Source organism: Pseudomonas sp. NFACC41-3 (assembly GCF_900109505.1).
Taxonomy (GTDB): Bacteria; Pseudomonadota; Gammaproteobacteria; order Pseudomonadales; family Pseudomonadaceae; genus Aquipseudomonas; species Aquipseudomonas chlororaphis.
Genome location: NZ_FOAE01000002.1, coordinates 695,147 through 720,139 on the forward strand (window position 1 = coordinate 695,147; position 24,993 = coordinate 720,139).

24 protein-coding genes and 1 riboswitch are annotated in these 24,993 nt (G+C 62.7%); of the genes, 14 read left to right on the forward strand and 10 right to left on the reverse strand.

Translation table 11 applies throughout. The features are described 5' to 3' along the window. Nucleotides 1-51 precede the first annotated feature (51 nt). Entirely contained in the window at nt 52-516 is a 465-nt protein-coding gene (locus BMY68_RS12635; protein ID WP_007931800.1) for a TlpA disulfide reductase family protein, read from the forward strand. 114 nt (nt 517-630) lie between these two features. On the opposite strand, the gene BMY68_RS12640 is transcribed toward BMY68_RS12635, so the two are convergent. From BMY68_RS12640 to BMY68_RS12655, 4 genes are all read right to left on the reverse strand, one after another. Continuing rightward, nucleotides 631-1,035: an META domain-containing protein gene (locus tag BMY68_RS12640; RefSeq protein WP_007927741.1), complete on the reverse strand. Its 405-nt coding sequence runs from the start codon at nt 1,033-1,035 to the stop codon at nt 631-633. Beyond that, nucleotides 1,032-1,469 carry a hypothetical protein gene (locus tag BMY68_RS12645; RefSeq protein WP_085531910.1) on the reverse strand — a complete coding sequence of 146 codons (438 nt, stop codon included), beginning with the start codon at nt 1,467-1,469 and terminating at the stop codon, nt 1,032-1,034. Before BMY68_RS12645 ends, BMY68_RS12640 begins: the two co-directional genes overlap by 4 nt. Nucleotides 1,470-1,559: 90 nt before the next feature. After that, nucleotides 1,560-2,549, reverse strand: a complete 990-nt coding sequence (locus BMY68_RS12650) for a 2-hydroxyacid dehydrogenase (RefSeq protein WP_085531908.1) — start codon at nt 2,547-2,549, stop codon at nt 1,560-1,562. A 66-nt stretch (nt 2,550-2,615) separates the two neighbouring features. Further along, nucleotides 2,616-5,369, reverse strand: a complete 2,754-nt coding sequence (locus tag BMY68_RS12655) for a response regulator (RefSeq protein WP_009045122.1) — start codon at nt 5,367-5,369, stop codon at nt 2,616-2,618. 220 nt (nt 5,370-5,589) lie between these two features. On the opposite strand from BMY68_RS12655, the gene BMY68_RS12660 reads away from it, so the two are divergent. From BMY68_RS12660 to BMY68_RS12690, 7 genes are all read left to right on the forward strand, one after another. Continuing rightward, on the forward strand, nt 5,590-6,312 hold the full coding sequence (locus tag BMY68_RS12660) for a response regulator transcription factor (protein WP_085531906.1): 723 nt from the start codon (nt 5,590-5,592) through the stop codon (nt 6,310-6,312). Beyond that, entirely contained in the window at nt 6,299-7,711 is a 1,413-nt protein-coding gene (locus tag BMY68_RS12665; protein ID WP_085531904.1) for a sensor histidine kinase, read from the forward strand. Before BMY68_RS12660 ends, BMY68_RS12665 begins: the two co-directional genes overlap by 14 nt. 80 nt (nt 7,712-7,791) lie before the next feature. Further along, on the forward strand, nt 7,792-8,694 hold the full coding sequence (gene cysM / locus BMY68_RS12670; protein ID WP_009045119.1) for a cysteine synthase CysM: 903 nt from the start codon (nt 7,792-7,794) through the stop codon (nt 8,692-8,694). Beyond that, entirely contained in the window at nt 8,694-10,046 is a 1,353-nt protein-coding gene (gene rlmD / locus BMY68_RS12675; RefSeq protein ID WP_085531902.1) for a 23S rRNA (uracil(1939)-C(5))-methyltransferase RlmD, read from the forward strand. Before cysM ends, rlmD begins: the two co-directional genes overlap by 1 nt. Nucleotides 10,047-10,166: 120 nt before the next feature. Then, nucleotides 10,167-12,410 carry a GTP diphosphokinase gene (gene relA, locus BMY68_RS12680; protein WP_007927768.1) on the forward strand — a complete coding sequence of 748 codons (2,244 nt, stop codon included), beginning with the start codon at nt 10,167-10,169 and terminating at the stop codon, nt 12,408-12,410. 65 nt (nt 12,411-12,475) lie between these two features. Next, nucleotides 12,476-13,309 (forward strand): nucleoside triphosphate pyrophosphohydrolase, encoded by an 834-nt coding sequence (mazG, locus tag BMY68_RS12685; protein ID WP_085531900.1) that lies wholly within the window; start codon nt 12,476-12,478, stop codon nt 13,307-13,309. A gap of 27 nt (nt 13,310-13,336) precedes the next feature. Continuing rightward, on the forward strand, nt 13,337-13,876 hold the full coding sequence (locus tag BMY68_RS12690; protein WP_085531898.1) for a DUF2058 domain-containing protein: 540 nt from the start codon (nt 13,337-13,339) through the stop codon (nt 13,874-13,876). Between the two features lie 94 nt (nt 13,877-13,970). On the opposite strand, the gene BMY68_RS12695 is transcribed toward BMY68_RS12690, so the two are convergent. From BMY68_RS12695 to purM, 4 genes are all read right to left on the reverse strand, one after another. After that, a complete protein-coding gene (locus tag BMY68_RS12695) occupies nt 13,971-14,159 on the reverse strand; it encodes a hypothetical protein (protein WP_037004938.1) in 189 nt (62 codons plus the stop codon). A gap of 327 nt (nt 14,160-14,486) precedes the next feature. Beyond that, entirely contained in the window at nt 14,487-15,200 is a 714-nt protein-coding gene (locus BMY68_RS12700) for a DUF3108 domain-containing protein (RefSeq protein WP_009045114.1), read from the reverse strand. An 8-nt stretch (nt 15,201-15,208) separates the two neighbouring features. Then, nucleotides 15,209-15,859, reverse strand: a complete 651-nt coding sequence (gene purN, locus BMY68_RS12705) for a phosphoribosylglycinamide formyltransferase (protein WP_085532521.1) — start codon at nt 15,857-15,859, stop codon at nt 15,209-15,211. A gap of 11 nt (nt 15,860-15,870) precedes the next feature. Next, nucleotides 15,871-16,929 carry a phosphoribosylformylglycinamidine cyclo-ligase gene (gene purM / locus BMY68_RS12710; RefSeq protein WP_007927774.1) on the reverse strand — a complete coding sequence of 353 codons (1,059 nt, stop codon included), beginning with the start codon at nt 16,927-16,929 and terminating at the stop codon, nt 15,871-15,873. Nucleotides 16,930-17,315: 386 nt separating this feature from the next. Between purM and BMY68_RS12715 the strand changes: the two genes are divergently transcribed. The 6 genes from BMY68_RS12715 to BMY68_RS12740 all read left to right on the forward strand — a co-directional run bounded on the left by BMY68_RS12715 (nt 17,316) and on the right by BMY68_RS12740 (nt 22,606). After that, nucleotides 17,316-18,347, forward strand: a complete 1,032-nt coding sequence (locus BMY68_RS12715; protein ID WP_037004936.1) for a DUF2066 domain-containing protein — start codon at nt 17,316-17,318, stop codon at nt 18,345-18,347. A 36-nt stretch (nt 18,348-18,383) separates the two neighbouring features. After that, nucleotides 18,384-19,457, forward strand: a complete 1,074-nt coding sequence (locus tag BMY68_RS12720; protein ID WP_009045111.1) for an AI-2E family transporter — start codon at nt 18,384-18,386, stop codon at nt 19,455-19,457. Between the two features lie 227 nt (nt 19,458-19,684). After that, nucleotides 19,685-20,389 (forward strand): DnaA regulatory inactivator Hda, encoded by a 705-nt coding sequence (gene hda / locus BMY68_RS12725; RefSeq protein ID WP_007898944.1) that lies wholly within the window; start codon nt 19,685-19,687, stop codon nt 20,387-20,389. A 213-nt stretch (nt 20,390-20,602) separates the two neighbouring features. Then, complete coding sequence (locus tag BMY68_RS12730) at nt 20,603-21,220, forward strand: C40 family peptidase (RefSeq protein ID WP_085531896.1); 618 nt, start codon at nt 20,603-20,605, stop codon at nt 21,218-21,220. 165 nt (nt 21,221-21,385) lie between these two features. Further along, a complete protein-coding gene (locus tag BMY68_RS12735; RefSeq protein WP_007927778.1) occupies nt 21,386-21,919 on the forward strand; it encodes a C40 family peptidase in 534 nt (177 codons plus the stop codon). Nucleotides 21,920-21,943: 24 nt separating this feature from the next. Beyond that, complete coding sequence (locus BMY68_RS12740) at nt 21,944-22,606, forward strand: class I SAM-dependent methyltransferase (protein ID WP_085531894.1); 663 nt, start codon at nt 21,944-21,946, stop codon at nt 22,604-22,606. Between the two features lie 2 nt (nt 22,607-22,608). Here the strand turns inward: BMY68_RS12740 and BMY68_RS12745 are convergent, their stop codons facing one another. Further along, nucleotides 22,609-23,928, reverse strand: a complete 1,320-nt coding sequence (locus BMY68_RS12745) for a PQQ-dependent sugar dehydrogenase (RefSeq protein ID WP_085531892.1) — start codon at nt 23,926-23,928, stop codon at nt 22,609-22,611. 72 nt (nt 23,929-24,000) lie between these two features. Beyond that, complete coding sequence (locus tag BMY68_RS12750) at nt 24,001-24,582, reverse strand: hypothetical protein (RefSeq protein WP_062824982.1); 582 nt, start codon at nt 24,580-24,582, stop codon at nt 24,001-24,003. 163 nt (nt 24,583-24,745) lie between these two features. After that, nucleotides 24,746-24,982: riboswitch (cobalamin riboswitch) on the forward strand. Nucleotides 24,983-24,993: the final 11 nt, after the last annotated feature.

The following is a 24,993-nucleotide window of genomic DNA, read 5'->3' on the forward strand; positions in this document are numbered from 1 at the left end:
TCGCACGAGAAAGCGGGTTTGACGGGTTTTTTTCAATACAAGGATCAAGGCATGGCAAGGCAACTGGCAGCGGCATTGGCGATCATCGGCACTTTGTTGCTGAGCGGCTGCGGTAACGATTACGGGGTCGATCAATATGGCCGGAAAGTCGCCGCCGAGCGCGTGGACAAGCAGTGGCTGGTGCTCAATTACTGGGCCGAATGGTGTGGGCCGTGCCGCACCGAGATTCCCGAGCTCAATGCATTGGCCGAAGGGCTCAAGGGCCAGCCGGTGAGTGTGCTGGGGGTCAATTTCGATAATGTGCAGGGCGAAGAATTGAAGAGCGCCAGTGAAAAACTGGGGATCAAGTTCACCGTGCTGGCGCAGAACCCGGCGGAGATTTTCGACTTGCCACGCAGCGAAGGCTTGCCGGTGACCTACATCATCGATGACCAGGGCAAGGTGCGTGAGCAACTGATGGGCGAACAGACCGCGGCGGGCGTGATGGCGAAGCTGGAAGCCCTGCGCGGGCATTGATCTGTAGCCGCTGCCGCAGGCTGCGATCGGCCTGCAAGGCCGTTGCGATCTCGGGATCGCTGAAGCTCCTGCGGACCTTATCGCAGCCTGCGGCAGCGGCTACAGGGGGCGGTATCAACCTTCCTCGAGCCACCAGCGCAACGGCTTGCCTTCGGCCGGCCAGAAGCGCACTTGCTCGATTGGGGAAATGTCCCAGCGCTGGACGGTTTCCAACGCTTGCAGGAAGCGTCGTTCCTGCTCCATCAGGGCTGGCGCGCACAGCTTGCGGGTGCTGCCGACCTTGCCGAAGCTGAGCTTGTCACCGTCCAGGGTGTAGGGCGCGAACCAGTGGTTGCAGCCGCCGTTGCCGTAGGCGCGACCGTCTTCACCGAGGGTGATGGTCAGGTGGCTGTAGTCGATCAGCGGACGCTCGCCGATCCACTCCAGGATGTAGCTGCGATCCTGCTGTAGTTTCACCGGCTCCGCCGCGCAACCCAGCAGGCCGGCGCCGAACGCGGCGGTCAACGCCAGGCGTTTCATTGGGCGGCTCGCTGGCATTTCGGGCAGAGGTGTTTTTCCCCTTCGCTGATCCAGCCCAGCTCGGCGATCCGCGCGCTGGCCGCGGGCTTTTGCGCCTTGTTGCCCAGCTTGGCATCCACCGCGAACTCGAAGCTCAGCTCGGCCGCGCAGCTGTCGCAGTTAACCTGCCACTGATGGATCGCCAGCTCGCCGAATACCGGACCACGGGCCACGGCGACCCACTGGCCGACCGGGTTGATCAGGTGCCGCACGGTTTCCACCGTCAGGCGCATCGACAGGTCCTTGCTGCCCTTGAGGGTGACGATCAGCACGTCGTCGTTGCGGATGGAACCACCGTTGCCGGTGACCTGATAGCGGCCGGGCACCAGGGCGCGGCATTCGATCAGGGTGTGTTGCGGGTTCATCAGGCTGTAGCGGAAATCGTGTTCGACCATGGGTCCTCCAAATCTGGCGCGTATGCTAGCACGCACCCCGATATCTCAGGTTGCAGGCAGATGACCTTCGCTTACCGCCGGTCCGTCGGCTCAGCCTTCCACCTGGTTGCAGGGCGCGCCGGCGGCCCAGGCGGCGATGTTGTGCAAGGTGGTGTCGGCGATCGCCGCCAGGGCCTCGCGGGTGAGGAAGGCCTGGTGGGCGGTGACAATCACGTTGGGGAAGGTCAGCAGCCGCGCCAGCACGTCGTCCTGTAGCGGCAGGTCGGAGCGGTCCTCGAAGAACAGCTGCGCCTCCTCTTCGTAGACATCCAGCCCCAGGTAGCCCAGCTGGCCGTTCTTCAGGGCCTCGATCAGCGCCGGAGTATCCACCAGGCCGCCGCGGCCGGTGTTGATCAGCATTGCGCCCGGTTGCATCCGGGCCAGGCTCTGGCGGTTGATCAGGTGTTTGCTGTCGGCGGTGAGCGGGCAGTGCAGGCTGACGATCTGCGCCTGGGCCAGCAGCTCCGGCAGGCTCAGGTAACGTGCGCCCAGGGCCTCGACTTGCGGGTTGGGGAAGGGGTCGTGGGCCAGCAACTGGCAGCCGAAGCCGGCCATGATCCGGGCAAAGGTCGCGCCGATCTGCCCGGTGCCGACGATGCCGACGGTTTTTCCCACCAGGTCGAAGCCGGTCAGGCCGTGCAGGCTGAAGTCGCCTTCGCGGGTGCGGTTGTAGGCGCGGTGCAGGCGGCGGTTCAGCGCCAGGATCAGGGCCACGGCGTGCTCGGCCACGGCATGGGGAGAATAGGCCGGGACCCGGACCACGCTCAGGCCCAGGCGTTTGGCCGCGGCCAGGTCGACATGGTTGTAGCCGGCCGAGCGCAGCGCGATCAGGCGCGTGCCGCCGGCGGCCAGTTGCTCCAGCACCGGGGCGCTCAGGTCGTCGTTGATAAACGCGCAGACCACCTCGTGGTGCTCCGCCAGGGCCGCGGTGTCCAGGCTCAGGCGCGCGGCCTGGAACTGTAGCTCGATACCCGGCGGCAGCTCGGTGCCGAGGAAGCTGTCGCGGTCATAGTTCTGGCTACTGAAGAGAATCGTGCGCATGGCGTCGTCCTTGTGGGAGGTTGCCCCGAGCATGAACCTTCGGGGCAAACCTGTCGTTGCCCTGGGTCAGGCGTTGATGCGGGCCTCCGTGGCCAGGCGGTTGATGGCCCGTTCGAGTTCGTCGAGGGCGGCGAAGGCCTTGACGTCTTCCTGCTTGAGCAGGGTTTCGCTGCGCTGGCAGGCGGCGCGCAACTGCGGCACGCCACAGTAGCGGGTGGCCCCGTGCAGACGGTGGACCCGTTCGATCAGCGCATTGTGGTCGTTGGCGGCACGGGCGGCGCGAATCGCTTCACGGTCGGCCTCCAGCGAGGCCAGGAGCATCGCCAGCATGTCGGCGGCCAGGTCCGCCTTGCCGGCGGCCAGGCGCAAACCTTCGTCGTGATCCAGCACTTGCAGCTCGAGGCCGTTGCCGGACGGTTCGCCAGTGCGTTCCGGTCCCTGGTTGCGCAGGGCCAGACCGGTCCACTTCAGCACCACCTGAGCCAGTTGCCGCTCACTGATGGGCTTGGTCAGGTAGTCGTCCATGCCGCTTTGCAGCAGCGCGCGTTTTTCGTTGGCCATGGCGTGGGCGGTGAGGGCGATCACCGGCAGCGGCGTGCAGTTGCGTTCGCTCTCCCACTGGCGAATCGCCTCGGTGCTCTGGCGGCCGTCCATGCCGGGCATCTGCACGTCCATCATCACCAGATCGAACGATTCGTTCTGCACTGCCTTGACCGCCGCATAGCCGCTGTCGACCGCGAGCACCTTGGCGCCCATGTCTTCGAGCAGGGTCTGCACCAGCAGCAGGTTGGCCGGGTTGTCATCGACACACAGCACCCGTGGCGGGCGACTGGCGATCGGTTCGCTCGGCTCGTTGCGCACGACCTTGGGGTTGACCAGGTCGGCCAGGGCGCGCCGCAGTTTGCGGGTGCAGGCCGGTTTGGCCTGCAACTGGCTGTGAGGGTTGGGCACCGACAGATGGAAGAGCGTCTGTTCGGTGGTCGGGCACAGCACCAGTACTTTGCAGCCCAGGTGTTCGAGGTCCCAGATGTGCTGGTTGAGGCGTTCCGGCGGCATGTCATTGCTGGTGATGCCGAGCACCGCCAGATCGATCGCCTGTTCGGTCTGGTGCACTCCGGTCACGCCGTTGGTCAGGGCTTCCAGGGTATTGAACGGCGTCACTTCCAGGCCGCAGTCCTCGAGTTGATGCTGCAGGGCCTGGCGCGCCAGTTCATGGTTCTCCAGGACCGCGATCCGCCTGCCGAGCAGCGGCGGCGCGGGCAGGTCTTCGGCGTCGTCGCGGGTTTTCGGCAGGCGCAGGCTGATCCAGAACTCCGAACCTTCGCCGGGCGTGCTGTCGACGCCGATCTCGCCACCCATCTGTTCGATCAGGCGCTTGGAGATCACCAGCCCCAGGCCGGTACCGCCCGGTTGCCGCGACAACGAGTTGTCGGCCTGGCTGAAGGCCTGGAACAGGGCGCGCACGTCCTGGTTCGACAGGCCGATGCCGGTGTCCTGAATGCTGATGCGCAGTTGCACGCTGTCTTCGTGTTCTTCTTCGAGCATGGCGCGGGCGACGATGGTGCCTTCGCGGGTGAACTTGATGGCGTTGCTCACCAGGTTGGTGAGGATCTGCTTGAGGCGCAGCGGGTCGCCCACCAGCGACAGTGGGGTATCGCGATACACCAGGCTGACCAGTTCCAGCTGCTTGGCGTGGGCGGCCGGGGCGAGGATGGTCAGGGTGTCCTGCAACAGGTCGCGCAGGTTGAACGGAATGCTGTCGAGCACCAGCTTGCCGGCTTCGATTTTCGAGAAGTCGAGAATTTCGTTGATGATTCCCAGCAGGCTGTCGGCGGACTTTTCGATGGTGCCCAGGTAATCCAGCTGGCGCGGGGTCAGCTCGCTTTTCTGCAACAGGTGGGTGAAACCGAGGATGCCGTTGAGCGGCGTGCGGATTTCGTGACTCATGTTGGCCAGGAATTCCGACTTGATCCGGCTGGCCTCCAGGGCCTCCTTGCGCGCCAGATCCAGTTCGATGTTCTGGATTTCGATGGTTTCCAGGTTTTGCCGGACGTCCTCGGTGGCCTGGTCGATGCTGTGTTGCAATTCTTCCTGGGCATTCTGCAGGGTGCCGGCCATGCGGTTGATGCCCGAGGCCAATTCGTCCAGCTCCTGGCTGCCGAGCAAGGGCAGGCGGGTTTCCAGGTTGCCGTCCTTGAGTTGGGTAACGGCATGTTTGATCTGGCTCAGCGGGTTGTTGATGGTGCGCCCCATGCGCAGCGCCAGCAGGCCGGTGCAAATCAGCCCGGCGATAATCAGCAGCAGGCTGGCGAACAGGCTGCGGTAGCCGCGCAACAGCATGCTGTTATGGGACAGCTCCAGCTCGACCCAGCCGAGCAGGCGGTCGGACTCGTCGGGAATCAGGTCGCCGGCCAGGTTGCGGTGGCGGCCGAACACCGGCAGCAGATAGCGGGTGGCGTCGCTGCCGGTGCGTTGCAGCATCTGGCTGCCGTTACCGGTCGGCGCCTGATTGAGCATGCTCGGGCCGGCATGAGCCAGGGGCGTGCGGTCGGGCGCGAGGAAGGTCACTGCGCGCACGTCCTGCTGTTCCAGGGACTGGGTGGCGATGCGTTCCAGCAGGGCAATGTTCTTGTGGGCCAGGGCCGGTGCCACCAGGGGCGCCAGTTGCTCGGCGATCATTTCGCCGCGTTGCAGAAGCTGGGTTTGCAGGTCCGACTGCTGCATCCAGGTGAAATAACCGCCCAGCACCAACGCCATCAGGCTGGTTGGCAGCAAGGTCAGTAACAGCACGCGGCCTTTGATCCCCAGTTTCTTAAGCACGCAACTCTCCTGCTACCACGCCGTTTTGAATGAACCCTGCGCACATCCGGTGCGCACCACCTGCGCAGTGTAGCCATTTGCTTTGCCGCAATCTTCGCAAAATTAACCGTCGAACCGCTCAGGTGCCGCGGGCTGGCGAGCGCTTTGTCGACCGGTGTCGGTTGCCCGGCCGCGGACAATCTTGAATAATCGCCCAACTGAGAATTACTTGCAGAAGCTAATGAATCCCGTATCTGTCGGCCATCCCCGGATCCTGAGTATCGAAGACGACCTGGTGCTCGGTGCCTATGTGCACGAGCAATTGGGCCGTTGTGGGTTTGATGTCACCTGGTGCCAGAACGGCCAGGAAGGCCTGACGATGGCTCGCCAGCAACCTTTCGATGTGGTGCTGGTGGACATCCTGCTGCCGGGGATGGACGGGCTGACGGTGCTCACCCATTTTCGCCAGAGCCATTCCACGCCGGTGCTGCTGATGTCGGCGCTGGGAGCCGAGGCCGATCGCATCAGCGGTTTTCGCCTGGGGGCCGACGATTATCTGCCCAAGCCCTTCAGCATGGCCGAGCTGCGGGTACGGATCGAAGCCATCCTGCGGCGCGTGGCCCTGGATCGCCGGCCGGCCCCGGCGCCGCTCAGGCAGGAAGCCCAGGGCCTGCGTTTCGACGACGAGCTGTGCGACGTGCATTACGGGCAACAGTGGGCCGGGCTGACCCGCAGCGAATACCGCCTGCTGGAGACGCTCAACCGCAACGGCGACGAGGTCCTGAGCAAACCCTTCCTTTATCAGCATGTGCTGCAGCGCGGCTACGCGCCCCATGATCGCAGCCTGGACATGCACATCAGCCAGATCCGCCGCAAACTCAAGGCCGTCGGTTATGGCGCACGGGAAGTGCGCACGGTCTGGGGCAAGGGCTATGTGCTGAGTGCCGTCGATGAAATGGCCTGAGCTGCCCGGCAGGCATTCGCTGTTCTGGAAGCTGGCCTGCCTGTTGGTCGCGTTCTGCCTGCTGATGATCTGGCTGAGCTGGTCCTGGGGCCGCTACATGGAGCAGAAGAACCTGTTCCTTTCCGACGAGGCCCGCGGAACGCTGACCGGCTACGCCGCCGAAGCCGAACAGGCCTGGAACCAGGGGCAGAGCGCCGGGGTCGATGCCTGGCTGCAGGGCATGGCCGAGCGCGAGCGCCATTGGGTCGGGGTCATCGGCCGCGACCTGCAATCGCTGAGCAGCTATCCGCTGAGCGAAGCCGAGAGCCAGCACCTGACGTTCCTGCGCGGCCTGGATTGGCCGGTCAGCCGGCATACCCGTGGCTTGCCCTGGCTGAAGATTGCGTTTCCCAACGACCCGTCCGCCGGCAGCCTGGTGATCGAACTGCCCCAGCGCTTCATGCCTGGGCGCTACCGGGTGTTCTGGCGGGTGCTGACCAATGGGGTGATTCCCGGCCTGTTCACCCTGCTGCTGTGTGTCGGGCTGTATCGACTGCTGGTGGTGCCGCTGAACCAGCTGCGCGAACAGGCCAATGCCTGGCGCGCCGATCAACTGAATGCGCGGCTGTCGAGCCAGACCACCAGTCGCCAGGACGAGTTGGGCGAGCTGGGTCGGGCGTTCGACCAGATGTCCGAGCGCCTGCAGGGCACGGTGGCCTTGCAGCAACAATTGCTGCGCGATCTTTCCCATGAATTGCGCACGCCTTTGAGTCGCCTGCGGGTCGCCTGTGACGGCGAGCAGAGCCTGCCGGCACTGCGCGAGCGGCTGGCACGGGAGGTCGATGGCATGCAGCGGCTGGTGGACGACACTTTGCAACTGGCCTGGCTCGACACCGAGCGGGCGCCGCTGGCCGAGGAAGACATCCAGATCCAGGCCCTGTGGGAAATGCTCACGGAAAACGCCTGCTTCGAAAGCGCCTGGTCCGCCACGCAACTGCATTGTGCTCTGGACGCCTCGTGCTGGGTCCGGGGTAACCTCAATGCCTTGGCCCAGGCCCTGGAAAATATCCTGCGCAATGCCATTCGTCATTCGCCCGCGGGCGGTCGTGTGCTGCTGGACGGCCAGCGCCAGGGCGAGCATTGGTTGCTGTGGCTGGAGGATGAGGGGCCTGGCGTGGCCGACGCCGATCTGCAGCGGATCTTCGATCCCTTTACCCGCCTCGACGGCTCGCGTCCGGGCAATGGCGGTTTTGGCCTGGGGTTGAGCATCGCGCGCAACGCCGTGCAGCGTCAGGGCGGCCAGCTGTGGGCGGAAAATACCGGGCGTGGGCTGCGTTTGAACATGCGCCTGCGGGCTGCCGTTGTGATGGACGCGCCTTCGCCCGAGGCTGATTCGCTGCCTTATATCGTTAAGCCATAAGACCCTCACTTTGCGTGATATGGCCTGCGAACGTTTGCCGGTATGATAGTCGCCCCCGCAGTCCGGATTGCGAATACGCCATGACCTTGCAGTACCCCACCATCGCCGATTGCGTCGGCAACACCCCGCTGGTCCGTTTGCAGCGCCTGCCTGGCGTTACCAGCAACACCCTGCTGCTCAAGCTCGAGGGCAATAACCCGGCGGGTTCGGTCAAGGACCGCCCGGCGCTGTCGATGATCACTCGCGCCGAGCTGCGTGGGCAGATTCACCCCGGCGATACGCTGATCGAAGCGACCTCGGGCAACACCGGGATTGCCCTGGCGATGGCCGCAGCGATCAAGGGCTACAAGATGATCCTGATCATGCCCGACAACTCCAGTGCCGAGCGCAAGGCGGCGATGACTGCCTATGGCGCCGAACTGATCCTGGTCAGCCAGGAAGAGGGCATGGAAGGCGCGCGCGACCTGGCCGAAAAGATGCAGGCCGAAGGTCGTGGCAAGGTGCTCGACCAGTTCGCCAACGGTGACAACCCCGAGGCGCACTACACCGGCACCGGCCCGGAAATCTGGCGCCAGACCGAGGGCACCATCACCCATTTCGTCAGCTCCATGGGTACCACCGGCACCATCATGGGTACCTCGCGTTATCTGAAGGAGCAGAACCCGAACGTGCAGATCATCGGCCTGCAACCGATGGAAGGCTCGGCCATTCCCGGCATTCGCCGCTGGCCGCAGGAATACCTGCCGAAGATCTACCAGGCCAGTCGCGTGGATCGCATCGTCGACATGGCGCAAAGCGAAGCCGAAGACGTGACCCGGCGCCTGGCCCGCGAAGAAGGCATCTTCTGCGGCGTGTCCTCGGGCGGTGCGGTGGCGGCGATGTTGCGCCTGTCCCGCGAAGTCGAAAACGCGGTGATTGTCGCGATCATCTGTGACCGTGGCGACCGTTACCTGTCGACCGGCATCTTCGATGCGCCCAACTGATGGCTAAGCCAGTCAGAGGCCTGCGCTTCCAGCCTTCGGGCGGCAGCCGGGCTGCGCAGATACCCGTCGGGAAAAAACAGCGCCTGACCATCGAGCGCCTGGCCAACGATGGTCGCGGCATTGCCTTCCTGGAAGGACGTACCTGGTTCGTTGCTGGTGCATTGGCGGGCGAAGAGGTCGAGGCGCGCGTGTTGGGCGCCCACGGCAAAGTGGTGGAAGCCCGTACCGAGCGGGTGTTCAGCGCCAGCGATTTGCGGCGCCCGGCGCCATGCGCCCATGCCGGCCGTTGCGGTGGCTGCAGCGTGCAGCATCTGCCCCATGACGAACAGCTTGCCCTGAAACAGCGCATGCTCGCCGAGCAGCTGTCGCGGGTCGCCGGTGTCGAGCCAGAGGCATGGGCGGCGCCCTTGAGCGGTCCGGAGTTCGGCTACCGGCGCCGGGCGCGGGTCGCGGTGCGCTGGGACGCCAAGGCGAAAAAGCTCGAAGTGGGTTTTCGCGCCGCCGGCAGCCAGGACATCGTCGCCATCGACGAATGCCCGGTGCTGGTACAGCCCTTGCAACCGATCATGAGCCGCTTGCCGGCCATGCTGCAGCGCCTGAGCAAACCGCAGGCACTGGGGCATGTGGAGTTGTTCAGCGGTTCGGCGATTGCCGTGCTGCTGCGCCATATGGCGCCGTTGTCCGCGGCCGACCTGGAGATTCTCCAGGCGTTCTGCGCATTCCATGAGGCCCAGTTGTGGCTGCATGGCGAAGGCGAGCCGCAACCGGTGGACCCGGACCAGACCCTGGGCTATCGCCTGGAGCCCTGGAATCTGCAGCTGGCTTATCGGCCGGGAGACTTTGTCCAGGTCAACGCCGGGGTCAACGAGGCGATGGTGGCCCAGGCCCTGGAGTGGCTGGCGCCACAGGCCGACGAGCGCGTGCTGGACCTGTTTTGCGGCTTGGGCAACTTTGCCTTGCCGCTGGCGCAGAACGTTCGGGAAGTGGTGGCGGTCGAAGGGGTGGCGACCATGGTCGCGCGTGCCGCGGAGAATGCCGCTAGCAACAATTTGCATAACACCCGGTTTTTTCAGGCCGATTTATCGCAGCCCCTGAGCGACGCCGAGTGGGCCCGCGAAGGCTTTTCTGCGGTACTCTTGGACCCACCTCGGGACGGGGCTTTCGAGGTGGTCCGCAAGCTGGCGAGCCTGGGCGCCAAGCGCCTGGTTTATGTGTCATGCAACCCGGCCACTCTGGCGCGTGACACAGTCGAACTGGTCAGGCAGGGCTACCGGTTAAAACGTGCCGGGATCCTCGATATGTTTCCTCAGACGGCACATGTCGAGGCCATGGCGTTATTTGAAGCGAGCTAGGATGGCTCGTCTAATCCGTTGGCCCGTCAGGCAGCACTCGCCGGCCCAGCGAGGAAATACTGGCAGTGAAGGTCAGCGATTTGACGCATTGAATGTGCGTCGTAGGGAAGGTAAAGCAAGATGGTACAGGTGAGAGCGCACCAGCCGATCAACACCGACGGCAGTATCAATCTCGAGGCGTGGCTCGATCATGCGGTCAGCGTCGACATGGCACTGGACCGTGAAGCCTTGAAAGAAGCCTGCGAGTTCGCTCGTGAGGCAGAGCAACAACACATCGCGGCGAAGAATCTCAGCGGCGAGGACATGTCGAGTTTCAGCACTGGCCTGGAGATCGCGGAGATCCTTGCCGACCTCAAGCTGGATCAGGATTCGCTGGTGGCCGCGGTGCTTTACCGTGGCGTCCGGGAAGGCCAGATCCCGCTGCCGGCCGTCAGCCAGCGCTTCGGCCCGGTGGTGGCCAAACTGATCGACGGCGTGCTGCGCATGGCGGCGATCAGCGCCAGCCTCAGCCCCCGCCAATCCCTCGTGCTCGGCACCCAGGCCCAGGTGGAAAACCTGCGCAAGATGCTGGTGGCGATGGTCGATGACGTGCGTGTGGCACTGATCAAGCTGGCCGAGCGGACCTGCGCGATCAGGGCGGTGAAAAACGCCGACGACGAGAAGCGCAACCGGGTCGCCCGGGAAGTCTTCGACATCTATGCGCCGCTGGCGCATCGCCTCGGTATCGGCCATATCAAATGGGAGCTGGAGGACCTGTCCTTCCGCTACCTGGAGCCTGAGCAGTACAAGCAGATCGCCAAGTTGCTGCACGAGCGGCGCCTTGATCGCGAGCGTTTCATCTCCGACGTGATGAACCAGCTGCAGAACGAACTGCGGGCCACCGGCGTCGACGCCGACATCAGCGGCCGGGCCAAACACATCTATTCGATCTGGCGCAAAATGCAGCGCAAGGGCCTGGAGTTCAGCCAGATCTACGACGTGCGCGCGGTGCGTGTGCTGGTCCCGGAAATGCGCGACTGCTACACCGCGCTGGGGATCGTCCACACCCTGTGGCGGCACATTCCGAAAGAGTTCGACGACTACATCGCCAACCCCAAGGAGAACGGTTACCGCTCGCTGCACACGGCGGTCATCGGCCCTGAGGGCAAGGTGCTGGAAGTGCAGATCCGCACCCACGCGATGCACGAAGAGGCCGAGCTGGGGGTCTGCGCCCACTGGCGCTACAAGGGCACCGACGTCAAGTCCGGTTCCAACCACTACGAAGAGAAAATCTCCTGGCTGCGTCAGGTGCTCGAGTGGCATGAGGAACTGGGGGATATCGGCGGCCTGGCCGAGCAACTGCGGGTGGATATCGAGCCGGACCGGGTCTACATCTTCACCCCCGACGGCCACGCCATCGACTTGCCGAAAGGCGCGACCCCGCTGGACTTCGCCTACCGCGTGCACACCGAGATCGGTCACAACTGCCGGGGCGCGAAGATCAACGGGCGCATCGTGCCGCTCAACTACAGCCTGCAGACCGGCGAGCAGGTCGAGATCATCACCAGCAAGCACGGCACGCCGAGCCGCGACTGGCTGAACCCGAACCTGGGGTATGTCACCACCTCGCGGGCGCGGGCGAAGATCGTCCACTGGTTCAAGCTGCAGGCGCGGGATCAGAACGTGGCGGCGGGCAAGACCCTGCTCGAGCGCGAACTCAATCGCCTCGACCTGCCGCAGGTGGATTTCGACAAGCTGGCCGACAAGGCCAACATGAAAACCGCCGAGGACATGTTCGCGGCACTGGGCGCGGGCGACCTGCGCCTGGCGCAACTGGTCAACCTGGCTCAGCAGTTGGTGGAGCCGGAGCGCGGCAACGAACAGCTGGAGCTGATCCCGCGCAAGGCCACCGGCTACAAGCCCGGCAAGCGCGGCGACATCCAAATCCAGGGCGTCGGCAACCTGCTGACCCAGATGGCCGGCTGCTGCCAGCCGCTGCCGGGGGATGCGATCGTCGGTTACATCACCCAGGGCCGCGGGGTGAGCATTCACCGTCAGGACTGTGCCTCGGTGCTGCAACTGGCCGGCCGCGAGCCGGAGCGGATCATCCAGGTCAGCTGGGGCCCGGTGCCGGTGCAGACCTACCCGGTGGACATCATCATTCGCGCCTACGACCGCTCCGGTTTGCTGCGTGACGTGTCCCAGGTGCTGCTCAACGAGCGGATCAACGTGCTGGCGGTCAACACCCGCTCGAACAAGGAGGACAACACCGCGCTGATGTCCCTGACCATCGAGATTCCGGGGCTGGACGCGTTGGGGCGGTTGCTGGGGCGTATTTCCCAGCTGCCGAACATCATCGAGACCCGCCGTAACCGTACCCCTTGAAGATGGCCCGATACTGCGGGAGCAAGCTGGCTTGCTCCCGCAGGGGGCGCTAACGAGAGTGACCGATGTACAGCCTTGAAGACCTGTTGCACCTGATGGCGCGGCTGCGGGACCCGCAGTACGGCTGCCCTTGGGATATCAAGCAGAACTACGCCACCATCGTCCCCCACACCCTGGAAGAAGCCTACGAAGTGGCGGATGCCATCGAGCGGGGCGATTTCGAGCACTTGCAGGGCGAGCTGGGCGATCTGCTGTTCCAGGTGGTGTACTACAGCCAGCTGGCGCGGGAGGAGGGGCGTTTCGAGTTCGATGGCGTGGTCGACAGCATCACCCGCAAGCTGATCCGTCGCCATCCCCATGTATTCCCTACCGGGGACCTGTATGCGCCGCTGGATACCCCGCGGCTGGATGAAGAACAGGTCAAGCAGCGCTGGGAAGAGATCAAGGCCGAGGAGCGCGCCGAGAAGTCGGCAGAGCCTTTGCAGTTGTCCTTGCTCGACGATGTGCCCACGGCGCTGCCGGCGCTGTCCCGTTCGGCCAAGTTGCAAAAGCGCGCGGCCCAGGTCGGTTTTGACTGGCCGGATGCCTTGCCGGTGGTGGACAAGATCCGCGAAGAGCTCGATGAAGTGCTCGAAGCCATGTCCGAGAATGACCCGCAGGCGATCGCCGACGAAGTGGGCGACTTGCTGTTCGCCGTGGTCAATCTGGCCCGGCATCTGAAGGTCGATCCGGAAACCACCCTGCGTGGCGCCAATGCCAAGTTCGAGCGGCGCTTTCGATTTATCGAGCAGGCATTGCGCGATACCCGCCGACCCATGGAAGATTGCACCCTCGAAGAGTTGGACGCCTTGTGGGGCGAAGCCAAACGTCAGGAAAAGAATTTGCCCAGCTGTGGCTGAGGCTGTTGCCTAAGTGAGTGAGCACCAATGAGCCTTTCCCTTCGCGACCAGTTGCTCAAAGCAGGGCTGGTCAACCAAAAGCAGGCCAAACAGGTCAGCAAAGAGAAACAGAAGCAGCAACGCCTGGCCCACAAAGGCCAGATCGAACTGGACGATACCCAGCAGCGGGCGGCTCAGGAAGCCATGGCCGAGAAGGTCAAGCGCGACCAGGAACTCAACCGCCAGCAGCAGGAGAAGGCCGAGCAGAAGGCCCGTGCCGCGCAGATCAAGCAACTGATCGAAGTGTCGCGCCTGCCGAAGCTGACCACCGAGGACTACTACAACTTCGTCGACGACAAGAAGGTCAAGCGTCTGTCGGTGAACACCCTGATGCGCAACAAGCTGAGCAGCGGCTCGCTGGCCATCGTGCACCATGCCGGCGGTTATGAGGTCATCCCGCGTGAAGCCGCGCTGAAGATCCAGGAGCGCGATCCACGGCGCATCGTTCAGCTCAACACGCCGACCGAGGCGCCGGACGAGGACGATCCGTATGCGGCCTACCAGATCCCTGACGATCTGATGTGGTAAACCTGCATAAACAACAAACCCCGCCATGAGCGGGGTTTGTTGTTTCTGAAGCGCCTGCCGATGCGTGGCGGCAGGCGCGGCAGTCATCGTGAGGTCAGGAGCTTTGCGGTGCGCGGTTCTGCTCCAGCTTCTCCAGTTCGGCCTTGTAATTATGGGCATCGGTCTCGGAATGAAACATTCCCACCAGCAAGTCTTGTTGATGCACGTCCCAGATCCGTACACCTGCGGCTACGCCTTCATGGGACATGTGTGAATCGTCGCGTTCAGTTACTTTTACAGTCATCTGCTAGCTCCAATCTCTATTGATCTGCAGCAAGGCGTGTGCAGGACTCCGTTATATATTTTGTTAGCTGGCTAAGTAAATTGCTTTCAAATGCAACAATCTTTTGCAGATTTCGAAACAGTCCCGCAGGCCGCGGAAACTGTGGCATTCGGTCGCAGGTATGGGGGTTTTATGACAAAAGTTTCATGTTGGGCGGCTGTCGTGCTGGGTATTTTTAGCCGGCGAGCGAGCCTGCCAGGTCGCCAGGAGAGCCGTGCTTGAGCGGCTAAATGGAAACACCAGGCGAAAAAAAGCCCCGCATCGGCGGGGCTTTTATTGTCGTGCGGCTTAGCTGCCTTTGACGGTCTTGCCGTTGACGGTGCCGTTCAGGAGCATGATGTTGTACTCCTTGCCGTCGGTTTCGACCTGTTGCAGGCGAACCAGCAGGTAATCCCAGTCCTTGGCGAACCACATGACAGTGATGCGTTTACTTTGTGTCGGGTCGCGCACGCGCTCGACCTTGATCGCATCGATCTGGCCGGCCTTGGTGTCGACTTTTTCCGAGCCCAGGACACGGAAGTCGTAGGTATCGACTTCGCCATCATCGACGACCTGGTAGCTCATGCTTTTCTTGCCGGCGGCTACATCGTGCTGCAGGGCGAGCTGGTAGGTGGACTTGTCGACCATGCCGCGATTGAGCGGGATCTTGACCGCGTCACCACGATCGGTGCCAGTGACCATCTTGGCGTTCCAGTCGAAGTCCAGGTCGGCCTTCTTGGCTTTGCCCAGGCCGCCGCGCTCGAAGTGATAGGACTGCGGCAGCAGGGTGTCCTTGTCGAGCTTCAGGGTGCTTTCTTCGGTCAGGCTGGCGATCATCATCGAGGCCTTGAAGCTCAGCTTCCAGGTGCCGTCGCCTTTCTTTTCCAGGCTGCGTTCGGCGGTACCGCTCATCGGCAGCTGTTTCCAGTCGGCGGTATAGCTGGCGGAGAAGGGTTGAAGGTCCGCAGCCTGCGCGAAGGGCAGGGCGAGCAGAGCACAAGCGAAGAGCAGGGCGCGACGCATAAAATCTCCTAATTACGAATCAAGTGGCCACTGGCGGCCAGTAACTGACCATCCAGTAAAGCACCCTGTTCGCCGAGTGTGAGTCGACCTTCGGCAAACCAGCGTACGGCCATCGGGTAAATCCGGTGTTCCTGGACGTGGACCCGCTGCGCCAGGCTTTGCGGCGAGTCGTGCAACTCTACCGGGATCACTGCCTGTACGACCAGTGGTCCGCCATCGAGTTCCTCTGTCACAAAGTGCACGCTGCAGCCGTGCTCGGTGTCTCCGGCCTCCAGCGCTCGCTGATGAGTGTGTAACCCTTTGTATTTGGGTAGCAGCGAAGGGTGGATATTGAGCAGGCGACCCTGATAGTGCCGCACGAAATCCGCGCTGAGAATGCGCATGAATCCGGCAAGCACCACGAGTTTGGGCTGGAAGGCGTCGATCAGTTCGATCAGCGCGGCATCGAAGGCCTCGCGGCCTTCGAATGCCTTGTGATCGAGGGCGCGGGTATCGATACCCGCGTCCCGGGCGCGTTGCAGGCCGTAGGCATCGGCGCGATTGGAAATCACCGCGCGGATGCGTACCGGGCTGTCATCGGCCAGCGTACTGTCGATCAGGGCCTGCAAGTTGCTGCCGGTACCGGACAACAGCACCACTACATCGCAGGAGGCTGACATCGGCTCTTGCATCAATGTGCCTTGAGGTTTTTCAGCTCGACCTGGGCAGCACCCTCGGCGGCGCTAGCGATCTGACCAATGACCCAAGGTTGTTCGCCGGCTTCGCGCAGGACGTTCAGGGCACTTTCAACGTGCTCCTGAGCCACGCAGATCACCATGCCCACGCCGCAGTTCAGCACGCGGTGCATTTCGTGTTCGTCGACGTTGCCTTTCTCTTGCAGCCAGTCGAATACCGCCGGGCGCTGCCAGCTGGCCACGTCGACCACGGCCTGGGCGCCTTTTGGCAGAACACGTGGGATGTTGTCCAGCAGGCCGCCGCCGGTGATGTGGGCCATGGCCTTGACCGCGCCAGTGTCCTTGATCAGCTTGAGCAGTGGCTTGACGTAGATGCGGGTCGGGGCCATCAGCAGTTCGGTCAGCGGCTTGCCGTCGAGCTGGACGGTTTCGATGTCGGCACCGGAGACTTCGATGATCTTGCGGATCAGCGAGTAGCCGTTGGAGTGCGGGCCGGACGATGGCAGGGCGAGCAGGGCGTCGCCGGTGGCAACCTTGGAACCGTCGATGATTTCGGCTTTTTCCACCACGCCGACGCAGAAGCCGGCCAGGTCGTAGTCTTCACCTTCGTACATGCCGGGCATTTCAGCGGTTTCACCGCCGACCAGGGAGCAGCCAGCCAGTTCGCAGCCAGCGCCGATACCGGTCACCACGGTGGCGGCAACGTCGACGTTCAGCTTGCCGGTGGCGTAGTAGTCGAGGAAGAACAGCGGCTCGGCACCGCAGACCACCAGGTCGTTGACGCACATGGCGACCAGGTCCTGGCCGATGCTGTCGTGTTTGTTCAGGTTCAGTGCCAGGCGCAGCTTGGTGCCCACGCCGTCGGTACCGGAGACCAGTACTGGCTGCTTGTAGCCGGCCGGGATTTCGCAGAGGGCGCCGAAACCGCCCAGGCCGCCCATGACTTCCGGGCGCGCAGTGCGCTTGGCGACGCTCTTGATGCGTTCGACCAATGCTTCACCGGCGTCGATGTCTACACCGGCGTCTTTGTAGCTCAGGGAGGGTTGCTTGCTCATGATCCAGGCCTTTAGGGGGGATTCAGGGGGTATCGACCGAGTCCAGGGAGGCCAGTGAAACAGTCGCGGCGGCAATGCCGCGCAATCATTTCAGCGACCCCGGCTGTTGCCGGTCTGCGAAGGCGCGCGATTTTATCAGGCTTGAGGTGTAGCGGCCATCCTCGGGCCGACGGGCAGGGCATATCCGCTTAAAAAAAACCGCAATTGCGCGTGTCGATCGCGCCGCTCGGGGCTGTATAAGGTATAGCCTTGTACCCGCTATCGTTATGACAGCACGAAAACTTCCATCGACCGGGTGAATGTTTGCCCAGGCTTTGTGGTCACAGCCTTGGTCAATCCTGTTCATGCGGTCTGTTCCAGCCGCCTTTTGTCGTCGGGAATCCTCCATGCGTTTGGGTAAATTTCTTTTTGTGGGCTGTTTGTCTTTGGTCAGCCTGGCGAGTCATGCCGAAACCCTCAATAACCTGTATCAGGTCCGCGAACCGGTCAGCAGCCAGGCCCCTGGCGAGCGCGACCAGGCTACCCAGCGGGCCTTGGAAACCCTGGTATTGCGCCTGACCGGCGATAGCAAGGCCCTGCAGAACCCGGGACTGGCGGCCATCCGCAAGGACCCGCAGCAGATCATCAGCCAGTACGGCTACGACGCCGGTCCTCCCGAAAGCCTGCAGGTCGACTTCGACCCGGCCAGCACCGACCGGGCGTTGCGCCAGGCTGGCCTGTCGTTGTGGGGCAGCAATCGCCCGTCGATTCTTGGCTGGTGGCTGACCGACTCCAGTGAAGGTTCCAGCCTGGTGGGCGATGGCCAGGCCAGCGCCACGCCGTTGCGCCGTGCGGCCCTGCATCGTGGCCTGCCGCTGCGTTTGCCGCTGGGTGACCTGAATGAGCAGATTGTCGCCACGGCGCCGAATCTCGAAGGTTCCGATCCGGCTCCATTGCGCGCCGCGTCGGAGCGTTACGGCGCGGACGCCCTGCTGGCGGTGCATGCCAGTGAAGAGGGCGGTCAGTGGCAGGCCAAATGGCGCCTGTGGCTGGGTGACCAGAAGGAACAGGGCAGCGTCCAGGGAGCTGATGTGCCGGCCTTGGCCGATGCCGTGCTGTTGGCGGTCAGCCAGCGCCTGGCCCCGCGTTTCGCGGTCAAGCCGGGCGCCTCCAGCGAGCAGTTGCTGGAAGTGCAGGGCATGAACCTGGAGCGCTATGCGGCGTTGGGCCGTTTGCTCGAGCCCTTCGGTGGGCGTTTGCAGAGCGTCGATGGTGATCGTTCGGTGTACCGGGTCAGCGGCAGCGCTGAGCAGTTGCGTGCGCAGTTGAATCTGGCTCGGTTGCAGGAAGTCCCGGCGGGCGCTGTGCCTGTCCAGCCGACTGTCGAAGGCGCGACACCCGCGCCTGCACCGGCCGCGCAACTGCGTTTTCGCTGGTAGGTTTTCTTTCTTTATATAGAAGCAATGGAGTGGTTCATGGCTGATACGCGTCGATGGGTCTGGTTGGGTGGGTTGGTCCTGCTCTGTGGATTTGTGTACCTGTTGCATCCGATCCTGACGCCGTTCCTGGTGGCCTTGCTGTTGGCCTATCTGTTCGATCCGCTGGTGGACCGCCTGGAAAAGCTCGGGTTGTCGCGCACCTGGGGCGTGGTGGCGGTATTTGCCCTGTTCACCCTGATTGTCATGGCGTTGCTACTGGTGCTGGTGCCTATGCTCGCCAAGCAGCTGCTGCGCCTGTACGAACTGGCGCCGCAGATGCTCGATTGGCTGCAGCACACGGCAATGCCCTGGGCGCAGTCCAAGCTGGGTTTGTCCGATGGTTTCTGGAAGTTCGACAAGGTCAAGGCGGCGATCAGCGAGCACATGGGGCAGACCACCGATATCGTCGGCGTGGTCCTGAGCCAGGCAACGGCCTCCAGCCTGGCGCTGATTGGCTGGCTGGCCAACCTGGTGCTGATTCCGGTGGTCAGCTTTTACCTGCTGCGCGACTGGGACTTGATGATGGCGAAGATCCGCAGCCTGTTGCCCCGTGATCGCGAGGAGCGTGTGGTGGCGCTGGCGGGAGAATGCCATGAAGTGCTGGGGGCGTTCGTCCGTGGTCAGCTGCTGGTGATGGTGGCCCTGGGGATGATCTATGCGGCCGGCCTGATGCTGGTCGGGCTGGAACTGGGGCTGTTGATCGGTCTGATTGCCGGCCTGGCGGCCATCGTGCCGTACATGGGATTTGTCATCGGCATCGGCGCGGCGCTGATTGCCGGGTTGTTCCAGTTCGGCGGCGACCTGTACCCGATGATCGGCATCGTGGCCGTGTTCATGGTCGGCCAGGCCCTGGAGGGTATGGTGCTGACCCCCTTGCTGGTAGGCGACCGGATCGGCCTGCACCCGGTGGCGGTGATTTTTGCGATTCTCGCCGGTGGCGAGCTGTTCGGTTTCACCGGCATCCTGCTGGCCTTGCCGGTGGCGGCGGTGATTATGGTGCTGGTGCGCCATGTGCACGACTTGTACAAGGATTCGGACATCTATAGCGGTATAGAAGAGTCCGAGCTGTAGCGACCCCTGTTTGCATTTTGGGGCACCCGCGTTTCGGGCGGGTGCCTCGGAGAGTCTTTACAGCTGTCACATCCACCGTCAAAGAAACCCCCGTGATTTCATCAGGCTAACGCAAACCTTTGATTTTGCTTGTGGTCTGCTACATTGTGCGCCCGGCGTCACGGGTATAAACTTTGCAAACTTTACACAGAGGCCACTAACGGTTCGTTTGGAACTGTTCAGTCAGCATGAAACCGATTCAGCTGCCCCTAGGTGTGCGTCTGCGTGATGACGCCACCTTCATCAACTACTACCCAGGCGCCAATGCCGCTGCACTCGGCTATGTCGAGCGGCTTTGCGAAGCCGACGCCGGCTGGACCGAAAGCCTGATCTACCTCTGGGGCAAGGATGGGGTAGGGCGTACGCACTTGCTGCAGGCGGCCTGCCTGCGGTTCGAGCAGTTGGGGGAGCCAGCGGTCTATTTGCCCCTGGCGGAATTGCTGGATCGCGGCATCGAAATCCTCGACAACCTGGAACAGTACGAATTGGTCTGCCTGGACGACTTGCAAGCGGTGGCGGGCAAGGCTGATTGGGAAGAAGCGCTGTTTCATCTGTTCAACCGCTTGCGTGACAGCGGTCGGCGCCTGTTGATTGCGGCTTCGACCTCTCCCCGGGAGCTGCCGGTGAAGCTGGCGGACCTCAAATCCCGCCTGACCCTGGCGCTGATCTTCCAGATGCGCCCGCTCTCCGATGAAGACAAATTGCGTGCATTGCAGTTGCGCGCCTCGCGTCGCGGGCTGCACCTGACCGACGAAGTCGGGCACTTTATCCTGACGCGCGGTACCCGCAGCATGAGCGCCTTGTTCGAGCTGCTGGAGCGCCTCGATCAGGCGTCCTTGCAGGCTCAGCGCAAGCTGACCATTCCCTTTCTCAAGGAAACCCTGGGCTGGTAAAACCGCGAGCGGAAGTGGCTTTTTGGCATATTTCAGGCGCCAGAAACCCGCATCCGGAAGTGGTTCCAGAGGCGCGTGCGTTTAAAATGGGCTTAAGGCCTTAGATGTTGAGTAGAAACCGATAAGTCACATTTCAATCGATTGAATTTGCAAATTAGAGCGATAGAAGGCATAGTCGCGGCTTCTTTATAACTTTAAGCCACGGTCGTGCCCATGCTGAAGCGCTTCGCACCCCTCGTGCCTCTTGCACTCGTTACCCTGTTGTTTGGTTGCGCCACCCACTCTCCGGTGAGCCAACAAGAGCAACAGGTTCAAAACTCTTCAAAAGCCCAGTCTTCCGCTATTTTCCAGGAAGAGCTGGCAACCGAAAAAGAACTCGCCGAGTTTGCTGACAACAAGCCTTACCAGCTGCCAGTGCTGGCTGACAGTATTCTCGAACGTGGCATGTCCCTGATCGGTACCCGTTACCGTTTCGGCGGTACCTCCGAAGCCGGTTTCGATTGCAGCGGTTTCATCGGCTACCTGTTCCGTGAAGAAGCCGGCATGAATCTGCCGCGCTCCACCCGTGAAATGATCAACGTTGATGCTCCGCTGGTTGCGCGTAACAAGCTGCAGCCGGGCGATCTGCTGTTCTTCGCCACCAATGGTCGCCGCGGTCGCGTAAGCCACGCTGGCATCTACCTGGGCGATGACCAATTCATCCACTCCAGCAGCCGCCGCAGCGGTGGCGTGCGGGTGGACAGCCTGGGCGACAGCTACTGGAGCAAGACCTTCATCGAAGCCAAGCGCGCCCTCGCCATGGCGCCGACTGTGGTCACCGCACGCAAGTAAGCTGACTTTTTGTAAGGTGAAGTTAAAGTCTTACTTGAAGTTTGGCGCGTAGACGCTAGAATCCTGATCTATTGTTGAAAACTAACCGCGTAAGCCCTGCTTACGCGGTTTTGTTTTCGGCCTCACGGCAGAGAAAGCCGCATCCAGATCAGGATTGTTCTGCATATGTCGACGTCGGCCCGCCTTGCATTGATCGTTCTCGCCGCGCTGCTCAGCGCATGCGCCAGTCGTACCCCGCCACCCGCGCCTGTGGTACGTGCTCCCGTATTCAATACTCCCCAGACCTTCTCGCCGGCTGCCGAAGACGTGCTGTTTCGTGCGTTGGGCCTGGTGGGCACACCTTATCGCTGGGGCGGCAACACGCCGGACTCCGGTTTCGATTGCAGTGGCCTGATCGGCTATGTCTATCGCGACGCCGCCGGTATCTCGCTGCCGCGCTCGACCCGCGAAATGATCGGCATGCGGGCACCGAATGTCGGCAAGAATGCCTTGCAGACCGGCGACCTGATATTTTTTGCCACCAATGGCGGTTCCCAGGTCAGCCACGCGGGCATCTATGTCGGCGAAGGCCGTTTCGTCCATGCGCCGGCCACCGGCGGCACGGTGAAGCTGGACAGTCTGTCCAAGGCCTATTGGCAAAAAGCCTACCTGAGCGCCAAGCGCGTGCTGCAGCCAGAGCATCTGGCGCACAACCCTTAGTCCTGTCTCTGCGTCGAGGTTGCCATGACCGCTCGTACCCTCAGCCTCGACGACGCCCTCTATCACTACCTGCTCGACGTTTCCCTGCGCGAAACGCCGCTGCTGCGCCGTCTGCGTGACGAAACCCAGGCGCTGCCCATGGCGCGCTGGCAGGTGGCACCCGAGCAGGGGCAGTTCCTGGCGTTGCTGATCAAGCTGATCGGTGCCCGGCGTGTGCTGGAAGTGGGGACCTTCACCGGCTACAGCGCCTTGTCCATGGCCGCGGCCTTGCCGGAGGATGGTCAACTGATCTGCTGTGACATCCCGGGCTACTACAACGCCACCGCGCGCCGCTACTGGCAAGAAGCAGGTATCGCCGGGCGGATCGAGTTGCGCCTGGCACCGGCCCTGGAGACCTTGGCCAGGATCGAGCAGGAGGAGGGCGAGGGTGGTTTCGACCTGGTCTTCATCGACGCCGACAAGGCCAATTACCCGGCTTATCTGGAAAGTGCCCTGCGCCTGCTGCGCGTGGGCGGGTTGGCGGTGTTCGACAACACGCTGTGGAGCGGTCGGGTGCTGGAGGAAAATCCCCAGAGTGAAGACACCCGGGCCATCCAGGCACTCAATCGCGCCTTGAAGGATGACCCGCGTGTCGACCTGTCGCTGCTGCCCCTGGGTGACGGCTTGACCCTGTGCCGCAAGCGCTGAACCTATTGCGCCTTGGCTGCTGACACGCGCCAGACTTTGTTGCCGACATCATCGGCTACCAACAGATCCCCTTGCTTGTCGATCACTACGCCGACCGGGCGGCCCATGGCTTTCTCGTCGGCGTTGAGGAAACCGGTCAACACGTCCACCGGTTGGCCTACCGGCTTGCCGTTGGCGAAGGGTACGAAGATCACTTTGTAGCCGCTGTGGGGCTTGCGGTTCCACGAGCCATGCTGGCCGATGAACACGCCTTGGGTGAACGGCGCCGGCAGCTTGCTGCCTTCGGCGAAGGTCAGGCCCAGGGAGGCGGTATGCGGGCCGACGGCATAATCCGGGGCGATGGCCTTGGCCACCAGGTCCGGGTTCTGCGGGGTGACTCGCACGTCCACATGCTGGCCGTAATAGCTGAATGGCCAGCCATAGAAGGCGCCGTCCTTGACCGAGGTGATGTAGTCCGGCACCAGGTCGCTGCCGATCTCGTCGCGCTCGTTGACCGCGGTCCACAACTGGCCGCTTTGCGGCTCCCAGGCCATGCCGTTGGGGTTGCGCAGGCCTGAGGCGAAAATCCGTTGCTTGCCGGTGGCGCGGTCGACTTCCCAGATGGCGGCACGGCCTTCTTCCTGGTCCATGCCGTTTTCGCCGACGTTGCTGTTGGAGCCGACCGTGACGTACAGCTTGCTGCCGTCCTTGCTGGCAATCACGTTTTTGGTCCAGTGGTGGTTCAGCTTGCCGCCAGGCAGGTCCACCACTTTGGTCGGCTGGGCGCTGATTCTGGTGTCGCCGTCCTTGTAGGGGAAGCGCAGCAGGCGATCGGTATCGGCGACGTACAGGTCGTTGCCCACCAGGGTCATGCCGAACGGCGAGTTGAGGTTTTCCAGAAATGCCGTGCGGGTTTCCGCCACGCCATCGTGATCCTTGTCCCGCAGCAGGGTGATGCGGTTCGGGCTGGGCACACCGGCCCCGGCGCGGCTCATGATCTTGCTGGCTATCCAGCCACGAATACCTTTGCTGTCATCGGGGGAGGGCGGGGCGTTGGTCTCCGCCACCAGTACGTCGCCGTTGGGCAGCACGTACAACCAGCGCGGATGGTCCAGGCCTTCGGCGAATGCAGCGACCTGGGTGCCGGCGGCGGCCACCGGTTTGGCGTCTTGCGGCCAGCCGATCGCAGGCGCGATGTTCACGGTCGGGAACAGGGTTTTGTTCGGTTCGGGCAGTTTCGGCGAGGGGCCGGTGCCGTCGGAGACCTGGAGGGTGGAGGTTTCGCCACAGGCACCAAGGCCTGCGGCGACGGCGACAAGGATTGCGTATCGAGGCTTGAACATGCTGATTTCCCTATGTATGCACGACGTCGGTGTAGTCATAGAGAAGCACAGGTCGGCGATGGTTCAACCCGTTCAGCGCGCTTCCTTGAACAGCACGGCAACGCCGGGGTGATAGTTGCCGGCTTCATTGCGCAATTTGCGGTACGCGTAGGGGAAGTACCAGGCCACGGCGCAGCAATGTTCCTTTTGCAGGTCGTCGACCATGTCCTGCAATTCTTCCGGGGTGGCGCTGTGCTGGGTTTTCTGTGGCGTGACGAACAGGCAGCCGAGTTTCAGGTCGCTGGGGTAGCTGGCTTTTTTCGCGTCGCTGGCGGCATCCAGCAACGGTTGGGTCAGGTGCAGGCTGTTGACCCGGGGCCAGCGCTGGGTGGTCTGGATATAGACGCGTTGCTCCTGCGTGGCGATGTACAGGTCGGTGCGGCCATTGCGGTCGCCGTCCTCGAGCTGTTTTTTGCTCGGTGCGTGTTCCAGGGTGACCATCTCCGCCATCCAGGCTGCCGCCGAGAGCATTCCCAGGTTGGCTTTTTCGTCGAACCAGTACGGGCTTTCGTTATCGCCGCGCACGGCGTTGTAGCGGTCGATGCAATCGAACCAGCGTTCCAGGGCAGGGCGCAGGAATTCCAGTTTCGGATTGCTGATGATCATGCCTTGCATCGGACTTTTCCTATTATTGTTGAGATATTGGAGTTTTTTAACGCGATTATGGCTATTTGATATCACTGCTCTGAGTGTGGCACAAGATTGGCGTCATTTTTCCGATATGCAGCATTCGCCGATCTGCGGGGCTTTAATTGACGCTCCACCCCCAACCCTCTAACCTTCGCGACTTGTTTCAGGTGCTCTGTGGCCTTGGGTCGACAGAGTGAAACAGGGAAGCCGGTGAGTACGCGTGCCGAAGGCGCACGCACGACGATTCCGGCGCTGCCCCCGCAACGGTAAGTGAGTCAAGACTGCGCCTGATGCCACTGTGTCGACTGTCGACATGGGAAGGCGCGCAGTTGGGCATTCCAGCCACTCACAAGCCCGGAGACCGGCCTGATCCATCCAACGGCATCACGGTGGGCG